Source organism: Novosphingobium sp. G106 (genome assembly GCF_019075875.1).
Taxonomy (GTDB): domain Bacteria; phylum Pseudomonadota; class Alphaproteobacteria; order Sphingomonadales; family Sphingomonadaceae; genus Novosphingobium.
Genome location: NZ_JAHOOZ010000005.1, coordinates 63,552 through 83,638 on the forward strand (window position 1 = coordinate 63,552; position 20,087 = coordinate 83,638).

Genomic DNA, 20,087 nt, shown 5'->3' on the forward strand with positions numbered 1-20,087 from the left:
AGAGAAGCTGAAGAGCACGACGAATGCGCCATATCCCGAAGATACACGAGGCTCGAAAGTCTCGCCCCTGTTAGCGACAGTCCGCTATTTTAGCTGTCCGTCGTGTCCGCCTAATCAGGCCGATTCTCTACCGATGAACCGCGCCGTTACACCACCCCGCGGGGCACGATCCCGAATGCCGCCTTGTTAATGATAGAGGGATCGAACGCATTGCTCGTAGCGACTGCCGCATGTCGAACGAGAAGAACGCCACCCAGAACGGCTGCGCCGGTCATCATCTGAGAGTGGTTTAGCCAGCCAACACGGACGGTGATGCATCATACGCGCTCGACAGCCAGAGCCAGCCCCATCCCCACTCCGATGCACAGGGTGGCGAGACCGAGTTTGCCGCCGTGCTTCTCCAATTGATGGGTGAGCGTGAGAGCCAGGCGCGCACCGCTCATGCCGAGCGGATGGCCCAGCGCGATCGCGCCGCCATTGGCGTTCACATGCGGAGCGTCATCGGGGAGACCGAGTTCACGCAACACCGCAAGCGACTGGCTGGCGAACGCCTCGTTGAGCTCGATCGCGTCAAAATCAACGATCTCCAGTCCGAGGCGTGTCATCAGTTTGCGCGTTGCCGCTACCGGGCCGATCCCCATCACCCTCGGTTCCACGCCCGCCGCCGCCATGCCGAGGATGCGGGCGCGCGGGACAAGGCCGTAATATTTCGCTGCCGCCTCGCTGGCGATGATCATGGCGGCGGCGCCATCATTGATCCCCGACGCATTGCCGGCGGTGACCGTACCCTCGGGCCCGAACAAGGGTTTCAGGGTCGCGAGCAGATCTGCCGTCGTGTCGGCGCGGGGATGCTCATCCACCGACACCTCCATCGTCTCGCCTTTCTTGCGACCTGGCACGGTGACGGGAATGATCTCCGAAGAGAAGAAGCCATTGCCTTGCGCGACCACAGCGCGGTGCTGGCTGCGCGCGGCAAAAGCATCCTGGTCGAGGCGGGATATCTTGTAATCTTCGGCCACATTCTCGCCGGTCCGGGGCATTGCCTCGACACCGTAAAGCTTCGCCAGCCTTGGATTGACGAAACGCCACCCCATGGTGGTGTCCTCAAGCGTCTGCCCCCGCCCGAAGGCGGCGCCAGCCTTACCCATGACATAGGGCGCGCGCGTCATCGATTCGACGCCGCCTGCGATCGCCAGAGACATCTCACCCGTGCGGATCGCGCGCGCCGCGGCGCCGACCGCCTCCAGGCCGGAGGCACATAGCCGGTTTAGCGTCACCCCGGGCACGGATGACGGCAGCCCGGCGAGCAGCAGGCTCATCCGAGCGACATTGCGATTGTCCTCGCCCGACTGGTTGGCGCAACCGTAGAACACCTCTTCGATCGCGGCCGGATCGAGGCCGGGATTGCGCGCCAGCAGTTGCGCGATCGGCAGCGCTCCCAGATCGTCGGCCCGAACACCGGCAAGTATCCCGCCATAGCGGCCGATCGGCGTGCGAACGGCATCGCAGATGAAAGCGTCAGTCATGTCGATTATCCTATTCTGTCAGACGGCGGCCGGCGTCGCGGCCATATCTATCTGGAGGCCTGTCAGACCGCGCAACGCCTCGAGCGTGAGCCCATCTACCATCTCGACTACGGCCGCCCCCGAGGGGCCCACGTCGAAGACGGCGAGATCGGTGTAGACGCGCGATACGCAGCCAAGCCCGGTGAGCGGATAGGTACAGGCGTTCACCAGCTTGCTCGTGCCCGACTTGGTGAGCAGCTCCATCATCACGAACACCTGCTTGGCGCCGATAGCGAGATCCATCGCCCCGCCGACCGCCGGGACGGCATCGGGCGCACCGGTGTGCCAGTTGGCGAGATCGCCATTCACGCCGACCTGAAAGGCACCCAGCACGCAGATGTCGAGATGGCCGCCGCGCATCATCGCAAAGCTGTCGGCATGGTGGAAGAAACAGCCTCCCGGCAGCAGCGTCACCGGCTGCTTGCCCGCGTTGATCAGCTCCGGATCTTCGTCTCCCGGTGCAGGCGCCGGACCCATGCCAAGCAGCCCGTTCTCGCTCTGCAGGAATATCTCCTTGTCGGCGGGGAGATAGTCGGCGACCCGGGTCGGCAGGCCGATGCCCAGATTGACATAGGCGCCCTCGGCTATGTCACGGGCGACCCGCCGGGCCATGTCCTCACGATTCATGCGGTTCATCGGCGGTTCCCTTCAGGCTGCATCGGCAAGGACGGTGGGCATGGCCGCCTGCACGACCCGCTGCACGAAGATGCCGGGGGTGACGACCGCCTCGGGATCGAGAGCGCCGAGCGCCGCGATCTCGTTCACCTGGGCGATCGTGCATTTGGCGGCCATCGCCATGATGGGGCCGAAGTTGCGGGCGGTCTTGCGGTAGACGAGGTTGCCCCAGCGGTCGCCGGCCTGCGCCTTGATCAGGGCGAAGTCGGCGTGGATCGGATATTCGAGCACATAGTGCTTGCCGTCGATCTCGCGGGTTTCCTTGCCCTCGGCAAGTTGCGTGCCATAGCCGGTCGGCGTGAAGATCGCGCCGAGACCCGAGCCCGCGGCATGGATGCGCGCGGCCAGGTTGCCCTGCGGCACCAGCTCAAGCTCGATCTCGCCGGCGCGGTAGAGCGCGTCGAAATGGTGCAGATCCGCCTGACGCGGAAACGAGCAGATGATCTTCTTCACCCGCCCCGCCTTGAGCAGCGCGGCAAGCCCGGTCTCGCCGTTACCGGCATTGTTGTTGATGACGGTAAGGTCGCGCGCGCCATGGGCGATCAGCGCATCGATGAGCTGGTCCGGCATGCCCGCGGTCCCGAACCCGCCGATCATGACCGACGCGCCATCGAAAATGTCGCCTACCGCCAAAGCCGGCGTGGCAAAACTCTTGTCGATCACCTGATCCTCCCTTTCGCCTGGATGAGAGACATGTCCGATTATCGGATATTGATACGAATATCGACCATTGTGCTCTCCACTTCCGATTCCTGTCAACGTCGATTATTGTCCAGTTGATCCGATAATCGAACAGGAGGTTGCATGGACGCGTCACTGGAGACTTTGGAAGGTCTCTCGAAATTGGACGATATCGGCGCGAAGGCCGATCCCGAGTTCATGACCTCGCTGTCGCGCGGGCTCACGGTCCTTCAATGCTTCGCTGAGGAGCAAGGCCCGCTGTCGATCGCGCGCGCGAGCCAGTTGACAGGGCTCAGCCGGGGATCGGTGCGCCGCTGCCTGCACACGCTGCAATGTCTCGGCTTTGCCGAGGCCAGGGGCTCTCATTTCATGCTGCTGCCGCGCGTACTTCGGCTGGGCTATGCGTTTCTGTCCTCGGACGCACTGGCGACGGTGGCGCAGCCGCTTCTCGCCCGCGCCGCTGCTGATCTTGGCAGATCCTGTTCACTCGGCATCCGCGATGGCGACGAGGTCTGTTATCTCGCGCGCGCCGAAGCCTCACGGATCATGTCGATCGCGCTCAGAGTCGGCAGCCGGCTGCCGCTCTACTGCACATCGATGGGGCGCGTGCTCCTGGCGCATGCCTCGCCCGCCGAGCAGAAGGCCTATCTCGACCGCACCGTCCTGACAGCCAGGACAGCGGACACGGTGACCGACCCCGAAGCGCTGCTGGCGCTTCTGCGGACCGTCCGGGAGCAGGGCTATGCGCTGGTCGATCAGGAACTCGAGATCGGGCTACGCTCGATCGCCGTGCCGGTGTTCGGCCGGGACCGCACGCTTTTGGGCGCCTTGAATGTCGGCGCCCAGTCGGTGCGCGTATCGCCTGAACAGCTTCTCGATCATTATCTTCCCGCACTGCAGCAAATTTCCGTCGAACTCGGTTTGCAGGGGGTAAGATAGCGTCATGTCCCTGTACGAAGTCCCGTTAGTATCTGAAATTGCGCCGGAACATGCCTTTGCAGGAGCTGGGTATGGCACCGATTTCGGCAGCGCCATTCTCCCGATATTTGCAAATGAGTTTCCCCGTTCCGGATCTTCTCATCACTTTTCAGGAATATATAGTGTGGATCGAAGACGCTCCACCAGAAGAGTCGCTCAACCTAAATTGGAGAGACGCTTGAATGAATGAAAATCAATCCTTCGATGGCGCTTACTTCGAAGAAGAGAGATCGGTCGACGTCGTCAACTCCCGCATGGGCGAGGCGGGCGAACCCAGGCTGAAGGATGTTCTGGCCGTCATCACCAAACATCTTCATGCCGCGGTCAAGGAAATCGGCTCTGTTGCAAAAATCGTGAAGCTTGAGCATGCTTGGCGGAGATTGGACGGACGGAACGATGACGGATTTCAAGTGGCGCCATTTCCAGGGTGATGTGATCCTGTGGGCGGTGCGCTGGTATTGTCGCTATCCGATCAGCTATCGCGACCTTGAGGAAATGCTGGCGGAACGCGGCATTTCGGTCGACCATACGACGATCTATCGCTGGGTCCAGTGCTACGCCCCGGAGATGGAGAAGCGGCTGCGCTGGTTCTGGCGGCGTGGCTTTGATCCGAGCTGGCGCCTGGATGAAACCTACGTCAAGGTGCGGGGCAAGTGGACCTACCTGTACCGGGCAGTCGACAAGCGGGGCGACACGATCGATTTCTACCTGTCGCCGACCCGCAGCGCCAAGGCAGCGAAGCGGTTCCTGGGCAAGGCCCTGCGAGGCCTGAAGCACTGGGAAAAGCCTGCCACGCTCAATACCGACAAAGCGCCGAGCTATGGTGCAGCGATCACCGAATTGAAGCGCGAAGGAAAGCTGGACCGGGAGACGGCCCACCGGCAGGTGAAGTATCTCAATAACGTGATCGAGGCCGATCACGGAAAGCTCAAGATACTGATCAAGCCGGTGCGCGGTTTCAAATCGATCCCCACGGCCTATGCCACGATCAAGGGATTCGAAGTCATGCGAGCCCTGCGCAAAGGACAGGCTCGCCCCTGGTGCCTGCAGCCCGGCATCAGGGGCGAGGTGCGCCTTGTGGAGAGAGCTTTTGGCATTGGGCCCTCGGCGCTGACGGAGGCCATGGGCATGCTCAACCACCATTTCGCAGCAGCCGCCTGATCGGCGCAGAGCGACAGCCTACCTCTGACTGCCGCCAATCTTTGCAACAGAGCCCACGTTTGCCACAGTCAATGCGGACGCGACAGCCATTAGGCTTATCGCTAATCCGCTGAGCTGATCCTCGGACCTGATATTCATGCCTTGGCACCATCAGCGACCTGAGAGTGTGGCCCCAAGACTTGTGCCGCCGCCGAAATTGCGGCGAGTGCTGTGGGAACACCTGCAACAATCGCTACCTGGGTAAGAACGCCGAAAATCTGGTCTCGGGTTGCACCCGCGCGTACCGCAGTGGGGACATGAAATTTGATGACATCAATTCCCGTTGCGCCCAACGCCGCGCCGGCTGCGATGATAACGAGTTCCCGGGTTTTCAAATCCAAATCGGTGCGGCTGTATACATCGCCGAAGACCCACTCAATCACATAGCGACCAAAATCAGGCGAGCTATCCTTAAATCCATCAAGGTATGCCTCCGTGGGAATGCCGGTGACTGCGGCGAATGTAGCAGATCCCCTGGCGAAACGGTCCTTTGAGACCTCAGCAGGCAAAGCGACGCTGGAATTTACGACTGACATGCTCTATCTCCTCGTTTGCACTGCACCGTGCAGTCTCCAACACATACATTGCACAGTGCAGTGCAGTCAAGGAAGGTGATGATCATCGTGAACGAAATTAGCGATTCCCCCCGCAGCGCCGGTCCCTCAACTCGCAGCGACATACCGAAACGAGAGGGATCCTGGATGCCGCAACGCGCGTCTTCCTCGCGCGAGGCTTTGAAGACACGAGCATGGACCTGGTTGCGCGGGAGGCCTCAGTTGCGCGCCGAACTGTCTACAACCAGTTCGAAAGCAAGGAGGCGCTGTTTATCGCATCCGTAGAGCGAGTATGGAGTGAATTTCCCGTTGTGGAAATTACCGCTGATGAGTCTGTTCTAAGCGATCCGGCGGCTGGTCTGAAGCGGATTGGGGATGCCGTTGTGGATTTTTGGGAACCGCCGATTGCTGTGGCTTTTCTTCGTATGGTTATTAGTGAGGGAACCCGGTTTCCCGACCTGCCAACAACCTTCTTTGAAGCAGGGAAGGCGCCGGCAATGCGAGCTCTGGTAGAGTACCTGAGAACCTTAAGTGCGAACCGCGTGCTTCATGTCGAAGATGCGGAACTTGCAGCTTCACAGTTCTTAGGTTTGCTGAACGAGCCCCTTCTTTGGCTACGAGTTATCGGTATTGGGGATGCTCCATCGAAGGAGCGACGTGAGAAAGTGGTTGCCGAAGGCGTGAGCATGTTCCTCTCTCGCTATGGAAAGCGGCAAATATTGCCAGACAGCTAGGATGTTCACGCCCTAAAAATCATATTTTTATATCAAGGCGTAGCTGTCATCGTGAACCAAGCTCAAAAGGTATTGGCCGTAATTCGTCTTTGCTAGTAGATTTCCGGCTTTCTCGATGACCTCTGGCGTCACCCAGCCTTTCCGATAGGCAATTTCTTCGGGGCATGCGACTTGGAGATTTTGTCGGTCTTGAACTACTCGGACAAACTCACTTGCCTCAAGCAAGGAAGCGTGTGTTCCTGTATCAAACCAGCCATATCCTCGGCCTAACCTGACAACCGAGCACAAACCATTTTCTAAGTAGATATTGTTTACTGATGTTATTTCGAGGGCTCTGTTGCAAAAATCGTGAAGCTTGAGCATGCTTGGCGGAGATTGGACGGACGGAACGATGACGGATTTCAAGTGGCGCCATTTCCAGGGTGATGTGATCCTGTGGGCGGTGCGCTGGTATTGTCGCTATCCGATCAGCTATCGCGACCTTGAGGAAATGCTGGCGGAACGCGGCATTTCGGTCGACCATACGACGATCTATCGCTGGGTCCAGTGCTACGCCCCGGAGATGGAGAAGCGGCTGCGCTGGTTCTGGCGGCGTGGCTTTGATCCGAGCTGGCGCCTGGATGAAACCTACGTCAAGGTGCGGGGCAAGTGGACCTACCTGTACCGGGCAGTCGACAAGCGGGGCGACACGATCGATTTCTACCTGTCGCCGACCCGCAGCGCCAAGGCAGCGAAGCGGTTCCTGGGCAAGGCCCTGCGAGGCCTGAAGCACTGGGAAAAGCCTGCCACGCTCAATACCGACAAAGCGCCGAGCTATGGTGCAGCGATCACCGAATTGAAGCGCGAAGGAAAGCTGGACCGGGAGACGGCCCACCGGCAGGTGAAGTATCTCAATAACGTGATCGAGGCCGATCACGGAAAGCTCAAGATACTGATCAAGCCGGTGCGCGGTTTCAAATCGATCCCCACGGCCTATGCCACGATCAAGGGATTCGAAGTCATGCGAGCCCTGCGCAAAGGACAGGCTCGCCCCTGGTGCCTGCAGCCCGGCATCAGGGGCGAGGTGCGCCTTGTGGAGAGAGCTTTTGGCATTGGGCCCTCGGCGCTGACGGAGGCCATGGGCATGCTCAACCACCATTTCGCAGCAGCCGCCTGATCGGCGCAGAGCGACAGCCTACCTCTGACTGCCGCCAATCTTTGCAACAGAGCCCGATGGGTGATGAACAATCTCGGCACGGACGCGGCCGTGCTCGATGCGCTCATTGCGAAGCGAAATGCTGATAGGGCGCGGGAAGAGGAAGTTGCCGCTAGCGCGGCCGAAGCAGCGGCCAGAGAGCAGGACCAAAAAAGGATTGATGCTCGACACCGCGATGAAAGGCGGCGCGCGAAAGCTCGAAAGCGAGCGTGGGAGCGCCAGCTACGCAAGGCGGAGGAACAGCACCAGGCCTTGAATGATGAGGCGGCTTATCTTGCGCAGCGCATAATCGCGCTAGAAGGACGGAACCGGGTCATTCGCATGTTTCTCCCCCCGCAATTCTGAGCTTGAGCGATTGCGCGCAAGAGCGCGCCAGTGCGGAATTGAAATCGCACAAGCGGACGCAGGCATTGCCAAGCTTCGCTCATCGCCGCCCGAGGGGCCTGACCTTGCTGACTGAGAACGTTCCTTCCCCTGCCCCACAGATTGCCCGCGTCTATCTGCGCGTCAGCACCGACGCGCAGGATTTGCGTCGCCAAGACGCGATCGTGGGCGAAGCAAAGGCCGCAGGCTACTATGTCGCGGCGGTCTATCGAGAGAAGGCATCGGGTGCCCGCGCCGACCGCCCCGAGCTTTTGCGCATGATTGCCGATCTTCAACCCGGCGAAGTAGTGATCGCGGAGAAGATCGACCGGATAAGTCGTCTCCCCTTGACCGAGGCTGAGCAGCTGGTTGAGACAATTCGTGCGCGAGGCGCGCGACTTGCCATTCCCGGCGTCGTGGACCTGTCCGACCTCGCGGCCGATGCCGATGGCATCGCCCGCATCGTGCTCGAATCTGTTCAGGCGATGCTCTTGAAGATCGCCTTACAGATGGCCCACGACGATTACACCGATCGCCGCGAGCGACAGCGCCAGGGTATCGCCTTGGCAAAAGCCGCAGGTCGCAGCGGAGGGCGCAAAGGCGATCGGGCAACGCACGCCCGCATTGTGGCATTGCGCGAGGCGGGCAAGAGCATTGCCAAAACGGCAGAGCTGGCCGATTGCGACCGCAGCACAGTCAAGCGAGTATGGGCGGCGCATCGCGCCGCCCAGGTGCAAGAACCCAGCCCTCAGCGAAATCACCGTGAGCGGAAACGCTGATTGCCCTTTCTGTTCGGCTTCGCGCCGGTGGCAGCTGCCACCGGCAGTCCCCTGCCCGCGTCAACGGACTGCCAGCCAGGGAAAGAGCGGCGGAGCCGCGACAGGGTTTTCCAATCGCCCCCCATGCCGATCGAGCGCAGCGACCTATGGGCGCCAATGGCCGGTGGCAGCTGCCACCACCGCCAGTCCAAATTGCTGCATCTACTCGGGCGGTTTCCTTTGGGCGTTGCTGTCTGACGGATACGAACTGCGCATCGCCACTAATGCGGGCAAGCAGAAAACCGGCCTTCGGCCTTGGGTTTCCGCAAGCGGACCCTCCCATTTTCAGCTTGCCCGCGTGGCTCAGCTCCGCCGCAAAAAATCCGTCAGCAACGCTTATCCAAAGGAGACTACCATGCAGAACATCGCTGAATTTCGGATCATCGGCCGCGTTGGCAGTGTCGATACGACCGATAAAGTCACCCACGTTTCCGTCGCCGCGAACTACAACCGCAAGGATGGCGATGAATGGAAGACCGATACGCACTGGAACCGTGTGACGTTCTTCCGCCAGCTGGCAGAGCGCGCCGCTGATCTGGGCAAGGGCGACCTGGTTCACATCACCGGACGGGTCCGCCAGAACAGCTACGAGAGCAATGGCGAAACCCGCTACTCGGTGGACCTGATCGCTGAGGGGCTGGGCATCCTGACGAGGGGCGGGGCTGATTAAGCCCCCTCCCTTTCCCCCATAAGACGGGCGGCCTAGCGGCCGCCCTTTTTTGTGGACAATGCCTCTCATAGACCCTAACGATAATAGGGTCTAATTTTGCGAGGCATCTGTGGCGGCCAAACTGTTCAATCGTGTAGCGAGCTTGCGCATCGCTGCCGGACTTACGCAATCCGAGCTGGCGGCGAGGATTCACGTCTCACCTGAAACAGTCGCCGCCATCGAGAACGGCAGGCAGGACGCCACTTTGATAACGGCGCTCCGAATGTCCCACGCACTGCGAACTCAAGTGCCGAACATCTTTAGGGAGCAGCCTTTCCCTAAGCTGATCGGCTCCGATCGAGGCGAGAGCCGCACAGCTTAGGAGGTCACTATGCGCCGTCAGATCGTCAGCAAACTCCGGCGTGCAGCAAGCGCGCTACGGACGGCTATGCTTTTTGGCGTGGCTTATCCTGCTGATCGCAGCTGGCGCGCTCATGCTGATCGTGGCTCTTATTGTCGCCACGCTGGCCCACGCTGCCTTTGGCTGGTGGGGCGTGGCCGTGGTCGCAGCTTTCGTGCTGGCGGCTATCTTCGGCAAAGATCCACCGACCGAACCAACCAGCCCGCGTCGCAAGCGCAAGGGCCTTCACCTGAATGACGATCCGAACCCATGGTATATGCAGTCGCAGTATCGCTTCGGATCGGGAAATAGCGCCGCCCATAACCGCTGGCACAAGTAGCCCGTGGCGCAGCCATTGAAGGGATTCTCAATGCGAACAATCGTAGTGACTAATGAGCGCGGTGGCATCGGCAAGACCATGCTTACCTGTCATATCGCGTGGCATCTGGCCGAGCAGGGCAAGCGTGTCGTGGTCCTTGACCTGGACAAGCAATGCCACAGTGCCGGAATGCTGAAAGCCGAGTTCGAGCAGATCGGGCCGGTTCAGTCGATACTCGACTTCGCCCCCGGCGAGGAACCTCCGGCGCTGGCTTGCTTCAAGAACACGAGGCAAGTGGTCGAACTGACGACTGACGGCCCGCAGCAGGGCCAGCACATCGCCGCCTATGTTCGCGCCATTCGTGCCGGCCTTGCCAAGCACTACGACTATTGCGTGATCGACACGGCCCCGGCTTGGGATGGCCGCAACCTTATGGCGCTGATCGCATCCGATTATGTCGCGGTGCCTTTAGACCCCGACAAAACCGCACGGCAATCGCTCAACGAGATTTCGCAAAGCATCAGCCTTGCCAATAAGGTTCGGGGGGAGGGCAACGAAACCCGCTTCGGGATCGTGTTCAATCGTGTGCAGACGACGAGTGAAGTGTCTAAAATGCTCATGGAGCGGATCGGGCAGGCGCTACCCGCCAATGTTGTCCCGCATACCATCCCGCACCGCGAGCATATGCGCGAGGCGGCCCTTCTCGAAATTCCCGTGTGGCGACTTGCCAAGGATACGCGCCGCAGCGCGCCGGTCCTGCGCGAAGTCGTCTCCTACATTGTCGATCAAGCTGAGAGGGAAGCCGCATGAGCAAGGCAGCTGTCAAACCGGCGAAGAAGAGCTTTGCCGACTTCGATATGGACGCGATGGATTTTTCGGCCGTCCCCGCGAATACCGAGTTCAAGGCAGCTGGGCGGTTTCAGCGCCTTCCGCTCGCTGACATTGATCCAGACCCCGCGCAGGTTCGCCGGGAGTTCGACCAGGCCGAGATTGATGCACTGGCCGCGACCATCAAGGACCGCGGCTTGCTGCAACCCATCGTCGTCGCGCCAACATCGAACGGCCGCTACATCATCCGATACGGCGAGCGGCGCTACCGCGCGTGCCGCCAGCTTGGTTTCGACCAGATCGACACCGTTCTGGATCAGGCCGACGCCGAACGCGATATTGGCCTCGACCAGTTTCTTGAGAACGAACAACGCCAAGCCCTAAGTCTGGCCGAGCGCGTCAGTTTCATCGCGAGCCGCGTCAGTGACACGCTTTCGACAAAGGATCTAGCCGCGCGCATCGCCAAGCCGCATTCGGAAGTGAAGCGCCTCTACTCGCTGCGCACCTTGCCCGAGGACATTCTTGCCGCGTTGAAGAATTGTTCTCCGCGCGCCGCCGTCGCCATCAAACACGCGATCGAGCTGGACGAGAAGGCCACGCGCAATTTCGTGGTCACGAATGAAAATCCGACAGCCGCCGCCTGCGAGCAGTTTCTTGCCACGCTCCAAGGCGGTCCCGATGAAGAGAGCGCTCAGGCCGGCGCCGCTAAACCGAATGACGATTCAGCGCTGCCCCAAGAATCGCGCGCGCCGGTGGCAGCTGCCACCAGTGCAGCAGATGAGCGTCGGGAGCGGCCCGAACTGGATGCCGGCGACGACGAGCGGGAAGGGGAGGGCGCTGCGCTTGCCGAGCGTTCCGATCACAAGCCGCGCACCCCCCGTCAGCCGAAAGAGGCCAACGACGCACCGGCCATCATCATTCAGGGCCGTCGCGGGATTGTTCTCAGCGGCCAGGTCACGGTTCGGTTCGACGGCGAGGCTGCGCCCCAAACCTTCGACTTCTGATAGCTTTTACCGTCCACGTTCACTCAGCATTGAGGCGGCGTGGAATTTTGAAGCGGTGGCAGTTGCCACCGCTTTTTGTTTGTGGGGTAGGTATCTACTGTATGGCAGGATAAGCCTTGCGGCGGCTAATGTTAACCGATACGCTCAATCCTATCGGATCGCGCTTCACGGTTGGGAGATACCTACCCCACATGGAAAAGACGCTGGGCTTCAAGATCGAGGCGGCCAAGCTCGCAAAGATCGACGCGCTCGCGCAGACGAGGGAGGGCGCGGCCCCTTCATGCGTCAGCTGGTTGACGCGGTGCTCAGGCAGTCCGGGGCGGCCATCGAGGCCGCGCCTGTTGCCGACCGCGAGGCCGCTGGCGAGCACCGCCTTTATCTTCGGCCCACCGAAACCGAACTGGCCGTGATCCGCCATCGCGCAAAGGAGCGCCGCATGACCCCGGCGACCTGGGCGATGGCTCTTGTGCGGCGACACATCGGCATTGCCGCGCCTGTCGATCGCGAGTTGCGCGAAGAGCTGTTGAATTGCCGTCAGGCGTTACAGCGCATTGGCCGCAACGTGAATCAGATCGCCCGAGCGGCGAACAAGATGGCGCTGGCGGACAATGCAGCGGAGATCGCCGGCGAGCTGCATAAGGTCAACGACCTGCGCGCGGCGATCGGCGCGGCCGTCGAAGGTATCGGTGCAGCCACGAAGGCCGATCTTGTCTATTGGGAGGTGCCCGGTGAGCGACTTTGACAGCAGCTTTGAGGCGGGCCAGCTCGCCGCGCTGTTCAAACCAAAGCTGACCAGCGACCCGAACAGGCGCGGCGCCGACATGTTGCTGCGCTCGCTTAGTTCGAGGCGAGCAGGCCAGGGCGGGAGCACCCGGGCGCGGCTTGCTCGCATTGTCAGCCGTGCTCCGGAGGTCATGGTCAAGGTTACGGGCAGGCCGAAGGGCAAGAACCACGCGGCTGCGCATTTCGACTATATCGGCCGAAAAGGCGATGTGCCGCTTGAAACGCGCGATGGCGACATTCTGACTGACAAGGAAGATCGGGCGGCGCTGGCGCGCGATTGGGGCGATCCTGTCTATTGGCGTGACAATTCTACCGTAGCCGCCGTGAGCATGGTTTTTTCGATGCCGGCAGGCACAGACCCCGACAAGGTTCTTTCAGCGGTGCGCGAAGTCGCGCGGAGCGAGATCGGGCATGAGTGGGATTACGTCCTGGCGCTGCATACGGACACACCACGGCCTCACGTGCATGTGACGGTTGCAGCGCGCGGTGACACGGGGAAACGCTTCAACCCGCGACCTCAAACGCTGCATCATTACCGGGAGCGCTTTGCCGAGGAATTGCGGGCGAGGGGGGTTACTGCCGAGGCAACGCCTCGCGCAGCGCGCGGTGTCGGCCGAGCTGGTCAAAGCATGGCCCTGAATCGGATGCGGCAGCGCTACATGGCCGGCACCGCACCTGCACCGTTTGCCAATCAGAAGATCACTGCGGCCGCGCGAGACCAGCTGGCGGGGCGGTCCACCGCTCCGGATTTCGTGGTGCGCGGGCGGCAGGCATGGAATGAGACGCAACACCGCTATCTAGCCGCCGCCAAGCGCCTTGAGGCAAGCAGCGATCCAGCTGACCGCCAGCTTGCCGACCAGGTGCGGCAATTTGTGGGGGCAGGGCGAACGCCTACAATTCATGAGCGATCGGTAGCCGCGATGGAGCGGAAGCGGCAGAGCGAACGATCTAGGAACCGCGATCGTTCGCGGGAAGGGCCAGGACGATAGTTACTGGCCGTGCTTGGTCCAGCCAACGCTGTTTGCGCGTTCCAAAGCGACCAAGGCGTCTGATACCGCCTTCTGCGCGACTAGAAGATAACCTTCGGCAATACTGGGCCATGTTAACTCATCGAACGGATTTGTGACGTTGCCGTTGAAATAATCGAGAGCTTCATGGGCGCGTGCAGCCGCCCTCGATTACCTTGGCGGTTTGTTTCTTTGCCCTGTCAGATTTCTTCATCGTGCCTCATGAGGCCATAGCCCATCAAGAGATCGCAAGCGGTGGCAGCTGCCACCGCTCTACCTTCCGTCAGTTTTGAGCCTGCCACGATCTACGGACAGCTGGGGTATCATCGGATACTTTAAGGCTTCACGCTCCCGCGCCCGACCTTCATCTATCCCGTATGATGCGCCAATCATCAAACCTACGAAGAACACGGGGATCATGAGCAGGAGCATCGAGCCGAAGCGTGCTCTACGGCGAGAGCTTTGGATCGCGAGCGCATCACGTTGCAGCTTGAGGGGCTGTTATGATCGTCTCGGTAGCAAGGGTGATTTCATGGGCGTCGTCGCCCACATTTGTAAGCAATTGCTCAACGTCCGTCAGAGGGCGTTCTACCTGTTTACCCACTTCGCTTAGATCAGACCAAGCGAGGTTTCTGGAATGAATCACGCGAAGCAAGGTTTCCAATGTGACGATCGAGATCGGACACGCCTCTCGATGGCACCGGATCAGGCCGGGGAATGTTCATCGTGCGGTTTCCTGTTTCCAAAAAGCATGTGCCATGCACTTAGCGCGAGCGTGACGGCTTCCTTTCCTGCTGGCGCAGCGTCAAATCCCTCGCGCGCTATGCGGGTAGCCTCGTTCTGGCGCTGTTGCTCGAAACGGGCAGCAGGGACCGGCGCGCCAACCTCAATACGCTTGGCGACAGTTTCCTTGGCCCGCTCTATGAAGCGATCCCTGTCTTCCTTTTGGGTGAACCGGGTTTTCGCTTCGATCGCTGCCGCCAGGACGTGCGATTGCGCGGCCTTGAATTGCGGGTTGGCCGCATTATCCCGATGCGAATTGCGCCGGAACTGTTCGGCCGCAGCACGAGATTCTGAGGGGTCTTGCTTTGCCATGCTCGCTCTCTTTGCCGGGTCTTGTGCTTCGCGGGCCTTATCTCGCGCCGCCAGCCTTTCTCCCTCAAGTTTAAGCTGTTCAGACGGCTTGAACCCTTTCACTTCGACCCCCGATCGCGCCGCTTCCAGATAGACCGCCTTCTTGAATTCGTCGCTTCCATGAACACGGATCGACTGCCAGCCATTGTGCTTCGCGATCGCGATAGCATCGCCAATGGCATAGTCCTTGTTGATGCGAATGCCGTCTTGGCCCTTGATCGACATATCGGGCTTGTCATCGCGGCCGCTACGGAAAAGATCATTCCCAACGCGCAGATATTTGCGTTCGAGCTGCGTGGGCAGAGCCAAGCGTGTGTCGTCAACTTGCTTGTCATCCTTTGGCGCTGCCTTCGATGGAACCTCAGCTTTCGCGGGCGCAGCACCGTCTTTGCTCTCCGCCCTGGCTCGCTCACCCTCATGGATATTGAGCGATTTATCGGCCGATGCGGTCGGAGCCGCTTCGCGCTTCGCTTGCCGGGGCCACGCATTAAGGTCGGCCCGCACTCTGCTTTCGTGTCCGCGCAATTCGTCGGCAGGCGCTCCGCGTTTCAGCGCCTTATTATACTCTTCGACAGCCGGCGTCAGATATTGCGCAACCGGCGTGGACCCATCATTGCGCCAATCCGTGGACGCCAGATAAGCGGTTTTTCCGCCTTTCTGCATCGTCAGCGCGTGGTCATATTGGTTTTCCAGCTTGGCAAATGCCTTCATGGCATCGGGGAATCTCGCAAAGGTTTCCTTGCTGTTCCCAGGGCCAAGAATTTCGTAGGAGCGCGGCGTCTTTGCTTGGCGTTCGCTGTTGTCATTATCGGCCATATTCTTCTCCTTCACTCAGAACTAGATCCCGGCGCTGACCTTCCCACTCCTCTTTCGTCGGGTCGGGACCAATAATGTCGTCGAAGTTGATTTCATCGAAAGCCATGCTGCCGTCCTTCACTGTCAGGTTCGGCATATCGCGATCGAGGGCGAGAACGTCTTCGGGAATGTCCTGCACCTGGTCATCGGCCAGTGCGGAATAATCATTGAAAGCCGCCAGCTCTTCATCGCTCAGATCATCGACGGCCGCGATCGGCGCGACCGGCTTGGGCAGCGCCGGCACTTCCGGCGCAGGCGTCAAGCGCGAGCGGAACACGGCATCCTTGAAGTAGCGGATTTTCTTCCCGCGAATGACGGGGATGCCGCCCCGGATGACGAGTATATCGTCTTCGGGCAGCTGCATCAGCTCTTGCGGGAGCATCAGCGCGCGGCGCTGTTCGGAGATCGTCTTGCTTCGATTGGCGAGCAATCCATGTATCGTCAGGGACCGGCTTTCCGCATCCTGACCAAGATAGCCGAGGCGTTCGGACAGTTCCTTTGCGACCCGCAGCTCCTTCGGCGTGAAAGCAATTTCGACCCCGCAGTTTGATACGATTTCGTCCGCGCCATGCTCACCATAGACATTCCGCAGCTGGGAGCGGGACTGGATGACGGGGAGCAGACGCAGCCCATAGCCGCGCACATAGGAGAACGCATTGGCAATGACCTGGGCGCGGCCGAGCCGCGCAAATTCGTCCAGAATGAGCAGCACGGATAGCTTTTCACCATCGTCGGGCAGTTGCCGCGTGTTGAGGTCGATCAGCTGTTGGAAAAACAGATTGTAGAGCGGCGCGACCCTATCGAGTTCATCCGGCGAGACACCGAGATAGATCGAGGTCGGGATGCGGCGAAGGTCCGTCAGGGAAAAGTCGCTTTCGGCCGTCGCGCGATCGACAATCGGATTGATCCAGAGATTGAGCTTGGAGGTGACGGTCTGGATAATGCCGGTGAATGTGTTGTCTGCGCTGGACGTAAAATCGCTCAACGCAGCGCGGCACCCTTCCGATAGCGCACCATCGCCGGCTTCCTTGGCGAAGAATGCCTTCATCCCCGGCATCGTGATGGTCCGGTAGATCTCGCCAAACGAGAAGGGACGTTCAGGCTTGGCCGCGATCCACGATGCTATGCCGACAAAGGCCGTGCGGGCTGATTCCGTCCAGAATGCCTCGCCCTTCTCCGGGGGCACGAAGAGCATCGTGGCGATCTTCTGCAATTCGACCAGGACCTCAATCGGGTCGGACCTGTTGATATAGCTGAGCGGGTTGTAGCGGGCCGTGCGGCCTTCCCTGTCCGTAGGGTTGAACAGCACAACCTTTTGGCCGCCCTTGCGGCGGAAACCCGCCGTGATTTCGTAGTTCTCACGCTTAATATCGAGCACGACAACCGAATCCGGCCATTGCAACAGATTGGGAATGACGATGCCGACGCCCTTGCCCGATCCGGTCGGGGCTTCGAGCAATACATGCTCCATCTTGCCCACCATGAGAAAGCCGTTGCGGAAAAAGCCATTGCGGACGCGGCCGAGCACAATGCCCTTTTTCGCGCGAAGGCCCGCCTTGCGGATTTCACCTTCGCGCGCGAAACGCGCCTCGCCGTGAAGGTTCTTTTTCGGCCGCAAGACGATCGCCATGAGCAACACCGGCAGCGGCACGCCGATGACCGCGCCTCGCCAAAGCGCTTCGGTCACGACAGGATCATGCCGATAATACCAGAAGAAGCCGGGAAGGGTGAGCGGATCGTAGGCCGCGGCGGGCATCTTGAGGAAGAACCACGCCACCGTGCCGGTCAGCAGGCCGATCAGCAGGAGCGTGATCGGAAGGAGGACAAGGGCCAGTGCGAGCCTGTTAGAGCCTGTTTTCTGGATCAAAATATATCTCCGTCACGCGAAAGCGGCCTTCGACCTTCTTGGTCTGCACGACCACATCAACCAGCAGCTTGAGCAGGCTGCGAATGTCGTCACGGGCCAGATCGGCGCCGCCCTCGCTTTCCTTGACCAGCAATGTCAGCTGTTCGAACGCGAGTTCGGCCGAGTCCGCATGGATCGTCGTGATCGAGCCGGGGTGGCCTGAGTTGACGTTGCGGAGATAGAAGAACGCGGTGCCGTCGCGCAGCTCCTGCAACAGTATCCGGTCAGGCCGCATACGCAGGGCCGATTCCAGAAGATCCTTTGCAGAGATTTTCGCGGTGCCCTGCTTGTCCTTCGCGTAGAGCATGTGGACCACGTTGCGATGCGGAACGACCAATTCGCGCGTGTCTTCGATCGTCAGCAGCCGCTCATGCGGCGGAATGAGCTGGATCAGCCCTTTAGAGAGCGTCGTCTTTCCCGAGCCGGTAGCGCCGGAAATCAGGATATTCTTGCGGCCCTGGACCGCCTTCTGGAAAAATTCGACGTGCTTCCCTGCGTCGAGCAGATCGCGCAATTCAACATCGAGCGGCGAGACTTGCCGGGTTGCGATCTTCGTCTCGCTAAACAGCCCACCGCGCTCGAAATCCTCCATCGTCAACGTCACCGATGACGGCTTGCGGATGGTGATGGACACTGTGCCGGCAGGGACAGCAGGCGGCACAACCAGCTGCACACGCTCGCCGCTGGGGAGGATTGTGGAGCAGATCGGCGTGGACTGGCTTATGTCCTGATGCGTGAAAGCCGCCGCTGCCCGCGCGAGCGCGAGCAGCGACTTTTCATTCAGGTCGGGCAATGTCTCCCAGGACCACCCATCGCGCGTTTCAATTGCCGCCTCGCCAGCCTTGTTAATCACCAGCTCCGTTACGTCCTCACGCGCGAGCAGAGGGCGCAACGGCAGCAAGGCGTTTTCGAGGACAGCCGTATTGCTCATTGGCCGCGCCGAAGCCGAAGGCCGTAGATGTTGGAGAAATCGAAGTCGCGCGCGACCATGATCCCCACTTCCGCGCCCTGATTGATGCGAAGCACCGGCTGAATCTGCATCGTGTCCCGCAAGATCGTGTCCGACGCTTGGCTGGGAACCCGAGTGACATTATCCGCGTCGGAGACTTCCGAGGCGGCGATCGAGGCGGCATCGTTAAGCGAGCTGAACAGCAACGCCGCCCCAAAGCGTTCCCAAAAAGTTCTTCACGCCGCCTGCCATGCCTGAACGGCCAAGCGCATCGCTGGCGGGCGAGCCTACGTCGATCGCCACGCCGCGAGGCGTGACCGCGCGGTTCCATACCGCAAAGAGACGATATTTGCCGCGCTGGACGCCGGTTTGATATTCGCCCAGGACGCGCGTTCCCTTTTCCAGCAGAACGACGCGGCCGTTGTCCGAATAAATGTCGCGGGGAATGATGCAGCTGACATATCCGGGCTGACTGGAATCCATCGCCGTTTGCAGCACGCACGGAATGAACGACCCTGCGAGGATCAGCATATCGCGGTTGCCAATGTCGCGGCCTGACACCCGATCAATTTGCGAGGTCTGGCGCATGTTTTCGAGATTGGTCCGGCGCGATCCGCCCTGTCCATCGCCATCGGCCGACGCGCCAAGCAACTGCGCGCCCTGTCCTCCTGTGCCGCCGCCCATGGGCAGGCCGGTGGCAGCTGCCACCGCTCCGCCGACCCCACCGCCGTTTTCGCCACCATAGGCCATAATTCCGGCGCGGCGCTGCGCCTCTGCGATGACTTGCCCTCAGACTTTTGGGGGCGACCGCTTGCACCGGCTGTGCGGGGCGCTTGGCTTCCATCAAGCGCCGGCACTTCCGTCATGGGCACCGGCGCGTTCGGATCATTCGGCGCATCGGCAAGCGTTGGGGCTATGATTGACTTCGGATCGTAGTTGGCGAGCTGCCTTTCATCCGGCTTTTCCGCTTTCTCGGCTTTTTCGGTTGGATCGCTCCGCATTGCGTCGATGGTGCTAAAACCGAGCACAATCGCGCCGCAGGCCACCGCCGCGAGAACGACCGCCTTTTTGGGGTCGATCGACCTGTTCGGAAGGGCGGCAATCTTGGCCTGACGTTCGCTTTGCCGCTCAATGTCTTCCGGATCGGGCACCGGCTCTGATGCAAGGGGCCGGTTTTCGACCGTCTCGCCCTGCGAAATGATGTTGTCGCCATGCGGCGCGTTGTCATGATCGTTCGCAGCCATTTTATTGAACCCCCGTGGTTCGCTTGACCAGGCCAGAGGCCGTGTCAGTTTTGGGATCGCGCCCGTAATAGTCGGTTTTCTGATTGTGGATGCAGAGCACTTCGAGGCCCCGGCGCAGCCGGATTGTTCTGTAAACCCCGTGCAGCACCACATATTCCATCGCGCACATCGAAGGAGGCGATGGCTTCCGATCCATCAGGATTGACGATGAAGAACGCCGGCAACTCACGCTGGTTGGGAAAGCGC

The 20,087-nt window shown here is 60.5% G+C and carries 23 protein-coding genes and 2 pseudogenes; 14 read left to right on the forward strand and 11 right to left on the reverse strand.

The annotated features are described in order from the left end of the window. Positions 1–317: 317 nt before the first annotated feature. From pcaF to KRR38_RS35555, 3 genes are read right to left on the reverse strand one after another with little or no spacing between them, the layout of a single operon-like run. Entirely contained in the window at positions 318–1,526 is a 1,209-nt protein-coding gene (gene pcaF / locus KRR38_RS35545; protein ID WP_104960465.1) for a 3-oxoadipyl-CoA thiolase, read from the reverse strand. Positions 1,527–1,544: 18 nt separating this feature from the next. After that, entirely contained in the window at positions 1,545–2,201 is a 657-nt protein-coding gene (locus tag KRR38_RS35550; RefSeq protein WP_104960466.1) for a 3-oxoacid CoA-transferase subunit B, read from the reverse strand. A gap of 12 nt (positions 2,202–2,213) precedes the next feature. After that, the gene (locus KRR38_RS35555; RefSeq protein WP_217408412.1) at positions 2,214–2,903 is read right to left on the reverse strand and encodes a 3-oxoacid CoA-transferase subunit A; all 690 of its coding nucleotides are present in this window, start codon (positions 2,901–2,903) and stop codon (positions 2,214–2,216) included. Positions 2,904–3,044: 141 nt separating this feature from the next. Between KRR38_RS35555 and KRR38_RS35560 the strand changes: the two genes are divergently transcribed. From KRR38_RS35560 to KRR38_RS35570, 3 genes are all read left to right on the forward strand, one after another. Next, positions 3,045–3,860: an IclR family transcriptional regulator C-terminal domain-containing protein gene (locus KRR38_RS35560; protein WP_217408413.1), complete on the forward strand. Its 816-nt coding sequence runs from the start codon at positions 3,045–3,047 to the stop codon at positions 3,858–3,860. A gap of 221 nt (positions 3,861–4,081) precedes the next feature. After that, complete coding sequence (locus KRR38_RS35565) at positions 4,082–4,330, forward strand: hypothetical protein (protein ID WP_217408425.1); 249 nt, start codon at positions 4,082–4,084, stop codon at positions 4,328–4,330. Next, on the forward strand, positions 4,296–5,060 hold the full coding sequence (locus KRR38_RS35570) for an IS6-like element IS6100 family transposase (RefSeq protein WP_001389365.1): 765 nt from the start codon (positions 4,296–4,298) through the stop codon (positions 5,058–5,060). The genes KRR38_RS35565 and KRR38_RS35570 overlap by 35 nt, the downstream gene beginning before the upstream one ends. A 134-nt stretch (positions 5,061–5,194) precedes the next feature. Here KRR38_RS35570 and KRR38_RS35575 read toward each other — a convergent pair whose 3' ends face one another. Then, a complete protein-coding gene (locus KRR38_RS35575; RefSeq protein ID WP_071117966.1) occupies positions 5,195–5,635 on the reverse strand; it encodes a carboxymuconolactone decarboxylase family protein in 441 nt (146 codons plus the stop codon). 161 nt (positions 5,636–5,796) lie between these two features. Here KRR38_RS35575 and KRR38_RS35580 point away from each other — a divergent pair, with 161 nt between their 5' ends. Beyond that, positions 5,797–6,387 carry a TetR/AcrR family transcriptional regulator gene (locus KRR38_RS35580; RefSeq protein ID WP_256449669.1) on the forward strand — a complete coding sequence of 197 codons (591 nt, stop codon included), beginning with the start codon at positions 5,797–5,799 and terminating at the stop codon, positions 6,385–6,387. A 27-nt stretch (positions 6,388–6,414) separates the two neighbouring features. On the opposite strand, the gene KRR38_RS35585 is transcribed toward KRR38_RS35580, so the two are convergent. Beyond that, a complete protein-coding gene (locus KRR38_RS35585) occupies positions 6,415–6,792 on the reverse strand; it encodes a sugar phosphate nucleotidyltransferase (RefSeq protein ID WP_217408415.1) in 378 nt (125 codons plus the stop codon). Between KRR38_RS35585 and KRR38_RS35590 the strand changes: the two genes are divergently transcribed. From KRR38_RS35590 to KRR38_RS35635, 10 genes are all read left to right on the forward strand, one after another. Further along, complete coding sequence (locus KRR38_RS35590) at positions 6,779–7,543, forward strand: IS6-like element IS6100 family transposase (protein ID WP_001389365.1); 765 nt, start codon at positions 6,779–6,781, stop codon at positions 7,541–7,543. The two genes, KRR38_RS35585 and KRR38_RS35590, sit on opposite strands and share 14 nt — an antisense overlap. A gap of 60 nt (positions 7,544–7,603) precedes the next feature. Continuing rightward, a complete protein-coding gene (locus KRR38_RS35595; RefSeq protein ID WP_217408417.1) occupies positions 7,604–7,927 on the forward strand; it encodes a hypothetical protein in 324 nt (107 codons plus the stop codon). A gap of 107 nt (positions 7,928–8,034) precedes the next feature. Next, the gene (locus KRR38_RS35600) at positions 8,035–8,724 is read left to right on the forward strand and encodes a recombinase family protein (RefSeq protein ID WP_375293515.1); all 690 of its coding nucleotides are present in this window, start codon (positions 8,035–8,037) and stop codon (positions 8,722–8,724) included. 394 nt (positions 8,725–9,118) lie between these two features. Next, complete coding sequence (locus KRR38_RS35605) at positions 9,119–9,433, forward strand: single-stranded DNA-binding protein (RefSeq protein WP_030540874.1); 315 nt, start codon at positions 9,119–9,121, stop codon at positions 9,431–9,433. A gap of 109 nt (positions 9,434–9,542) precedes the next feature. After that, positions 9,543–9,794 carry a helix-turn-helix transcriptional regulator gene (locus KRR38_RS35610; protein WP_059153604.1) on the forward strand — a complete coding sequence of 84 codons (252 nt, stop codon included), beginning with the start codon at positions 9,543–9,545 and terminating at the stop codon, positions 9,792–9,794. A gap of 40 nt (positions 9,795–9,834) precedes the next feature. After that, a complete protein-coding gene (locus KRR38_RS35615) occupies positions 9,835–10,152 on the forward strand; it encodes a hypothetical protein (protein WP_309141269.1) in 318 nt (105 codons plus the stop codon). 30 nt (positions 10,153–10,182) lie between these two features. Continuing rightward, on the forward strand, positions 10,183–10,941 hold the full coding sequence (locus KRR38_RS35620; RefSeq protein ID WP_030540876.1) for a ParA family protein: 759 nt from the start codon (positions 10,183–10,185) through the stop codon (positions 10,939–10,941). Further along, positions 10,938–11,963 (forward strand): ParB/RepB/Spo0J family partition protein, encoded by a 1,026-nt coding sequence (locus tag KRR38_RS35625; protein WP_030540877.1) that lies wholly within the window; start codon positions 10,938–10,940, stop codon positions 11,961–11,963. Before KRR38_RS35620 ends, KRR38_RS35625 begins: the two co-directional genes overlap by 4 nt. A gap of 280 nt (positions 11,964–12,243) precedes the next feature. Further along, positions 12,244–12,705 carry a plasmid mobilization relaxosome protein MobC gene (gene mobC, locus KRR38_RS35630; RefSeq protein WP_254515964.1) on the forward strand — a complete coding sequence of 154 codons (462 nt, stop codon included), beginning with the start codon at positions 12,244–12,246 and terminating at the stop codon, positions 12,703–12,705. Next, the gene (locus KRR38_RS35635; protein ID WP_054590666.1) at positions 12,692–13,735 is read left to right on the forward strand and encodes a relaxase/mobilization nuclease domain-containing protein; all 1,044 of its coding nucleotides are present in this window, start codon (positions 12,692–12,694) and stop codon (positions 13,733–13,735) included. Before mobC ends, KRR38_RS35635 begins: the two co-directional genes overlap by 14 nt. Before the next feature lie 723 nt (positions 13,736–14,458). On the opposite strand, the gene KRR38_RS35640 is transcribed toward KRR38_RS35635, so the two are convergent. The 6 genes and pseudogenes from KRR38_RS35640 to KRR38_RS35660 all read right to left on the reverse strand — a co-directional run. Beyond that, positions 14,459–15,703: an LPD7 domain-containing protein gene (locus KRR38_RS35640; RefSeq protein WP_254515965.1), complete on the reverse strand. Its 1,245-nt coding sequence runs from the start codon at positions 15,701–15,703 to the stop codon at positions 14,459–14,461. After that, a complete protein-coding gene (locus KRR38_RS35645; RefSeq protein WP_020819805.1) occupies positions 15,693–17,609 on the reverse strand; it encodes a type IV secretory system conjugative DNA transfer family protein in 1,917 nt (638 codons plus the stop codon). The genes KRR38_RS35640 and KRR38_RS35645 overlap by 11 nt, the downstream gene beginning before the upstream one ends. Further along, positions 17,587–18,579: a P-type DNA transfer ATPase VirB11 gene (gene virB11 / locus KRR38_RS35650; protein ID WP_011627746.1), complete on the reverse strand. Its 993-nt coding sequence runs from the start codon at positions 18,577–18,579 to the stop codon at positions 17,587–17,589. Before virB11 ends, KRR38_RS35645 begins: the two co-directional genes overlap by 23 nt. Further along, positions 18,576–19,185 (reverse strand): annotated as a pseudogene (locus KRR38_RS38200) (TrbI/VirB10 family protein). Before KRR38_RS38200 ends, virB11 begins: the two are co-directional and overlap by 4 nt. Further along, positions 19,122–19,841 (reverse strand): hypothetical protein, encoded by a 720-nt coding sequence (locus KRR38_RS36920; RefSeq protein WP_254515968.1) that lies wholly within the window; start codon positions 19,839–19,841, stop codon positions 19,122–19,124. The pseudogene KRR38_RS38200 and the gene KRR38_RS36920 overlap by 64 nt, the downstream one beginning before the upstream one ends. A 44-nt stretch (positions 19,842–19,885) precedes the next feature. Further along, a pseudogene (locus KRR38_RS35660) lies at positions 19,886–20,087 on the reverse strand (hypothetical protein); the annotation flags it as partial.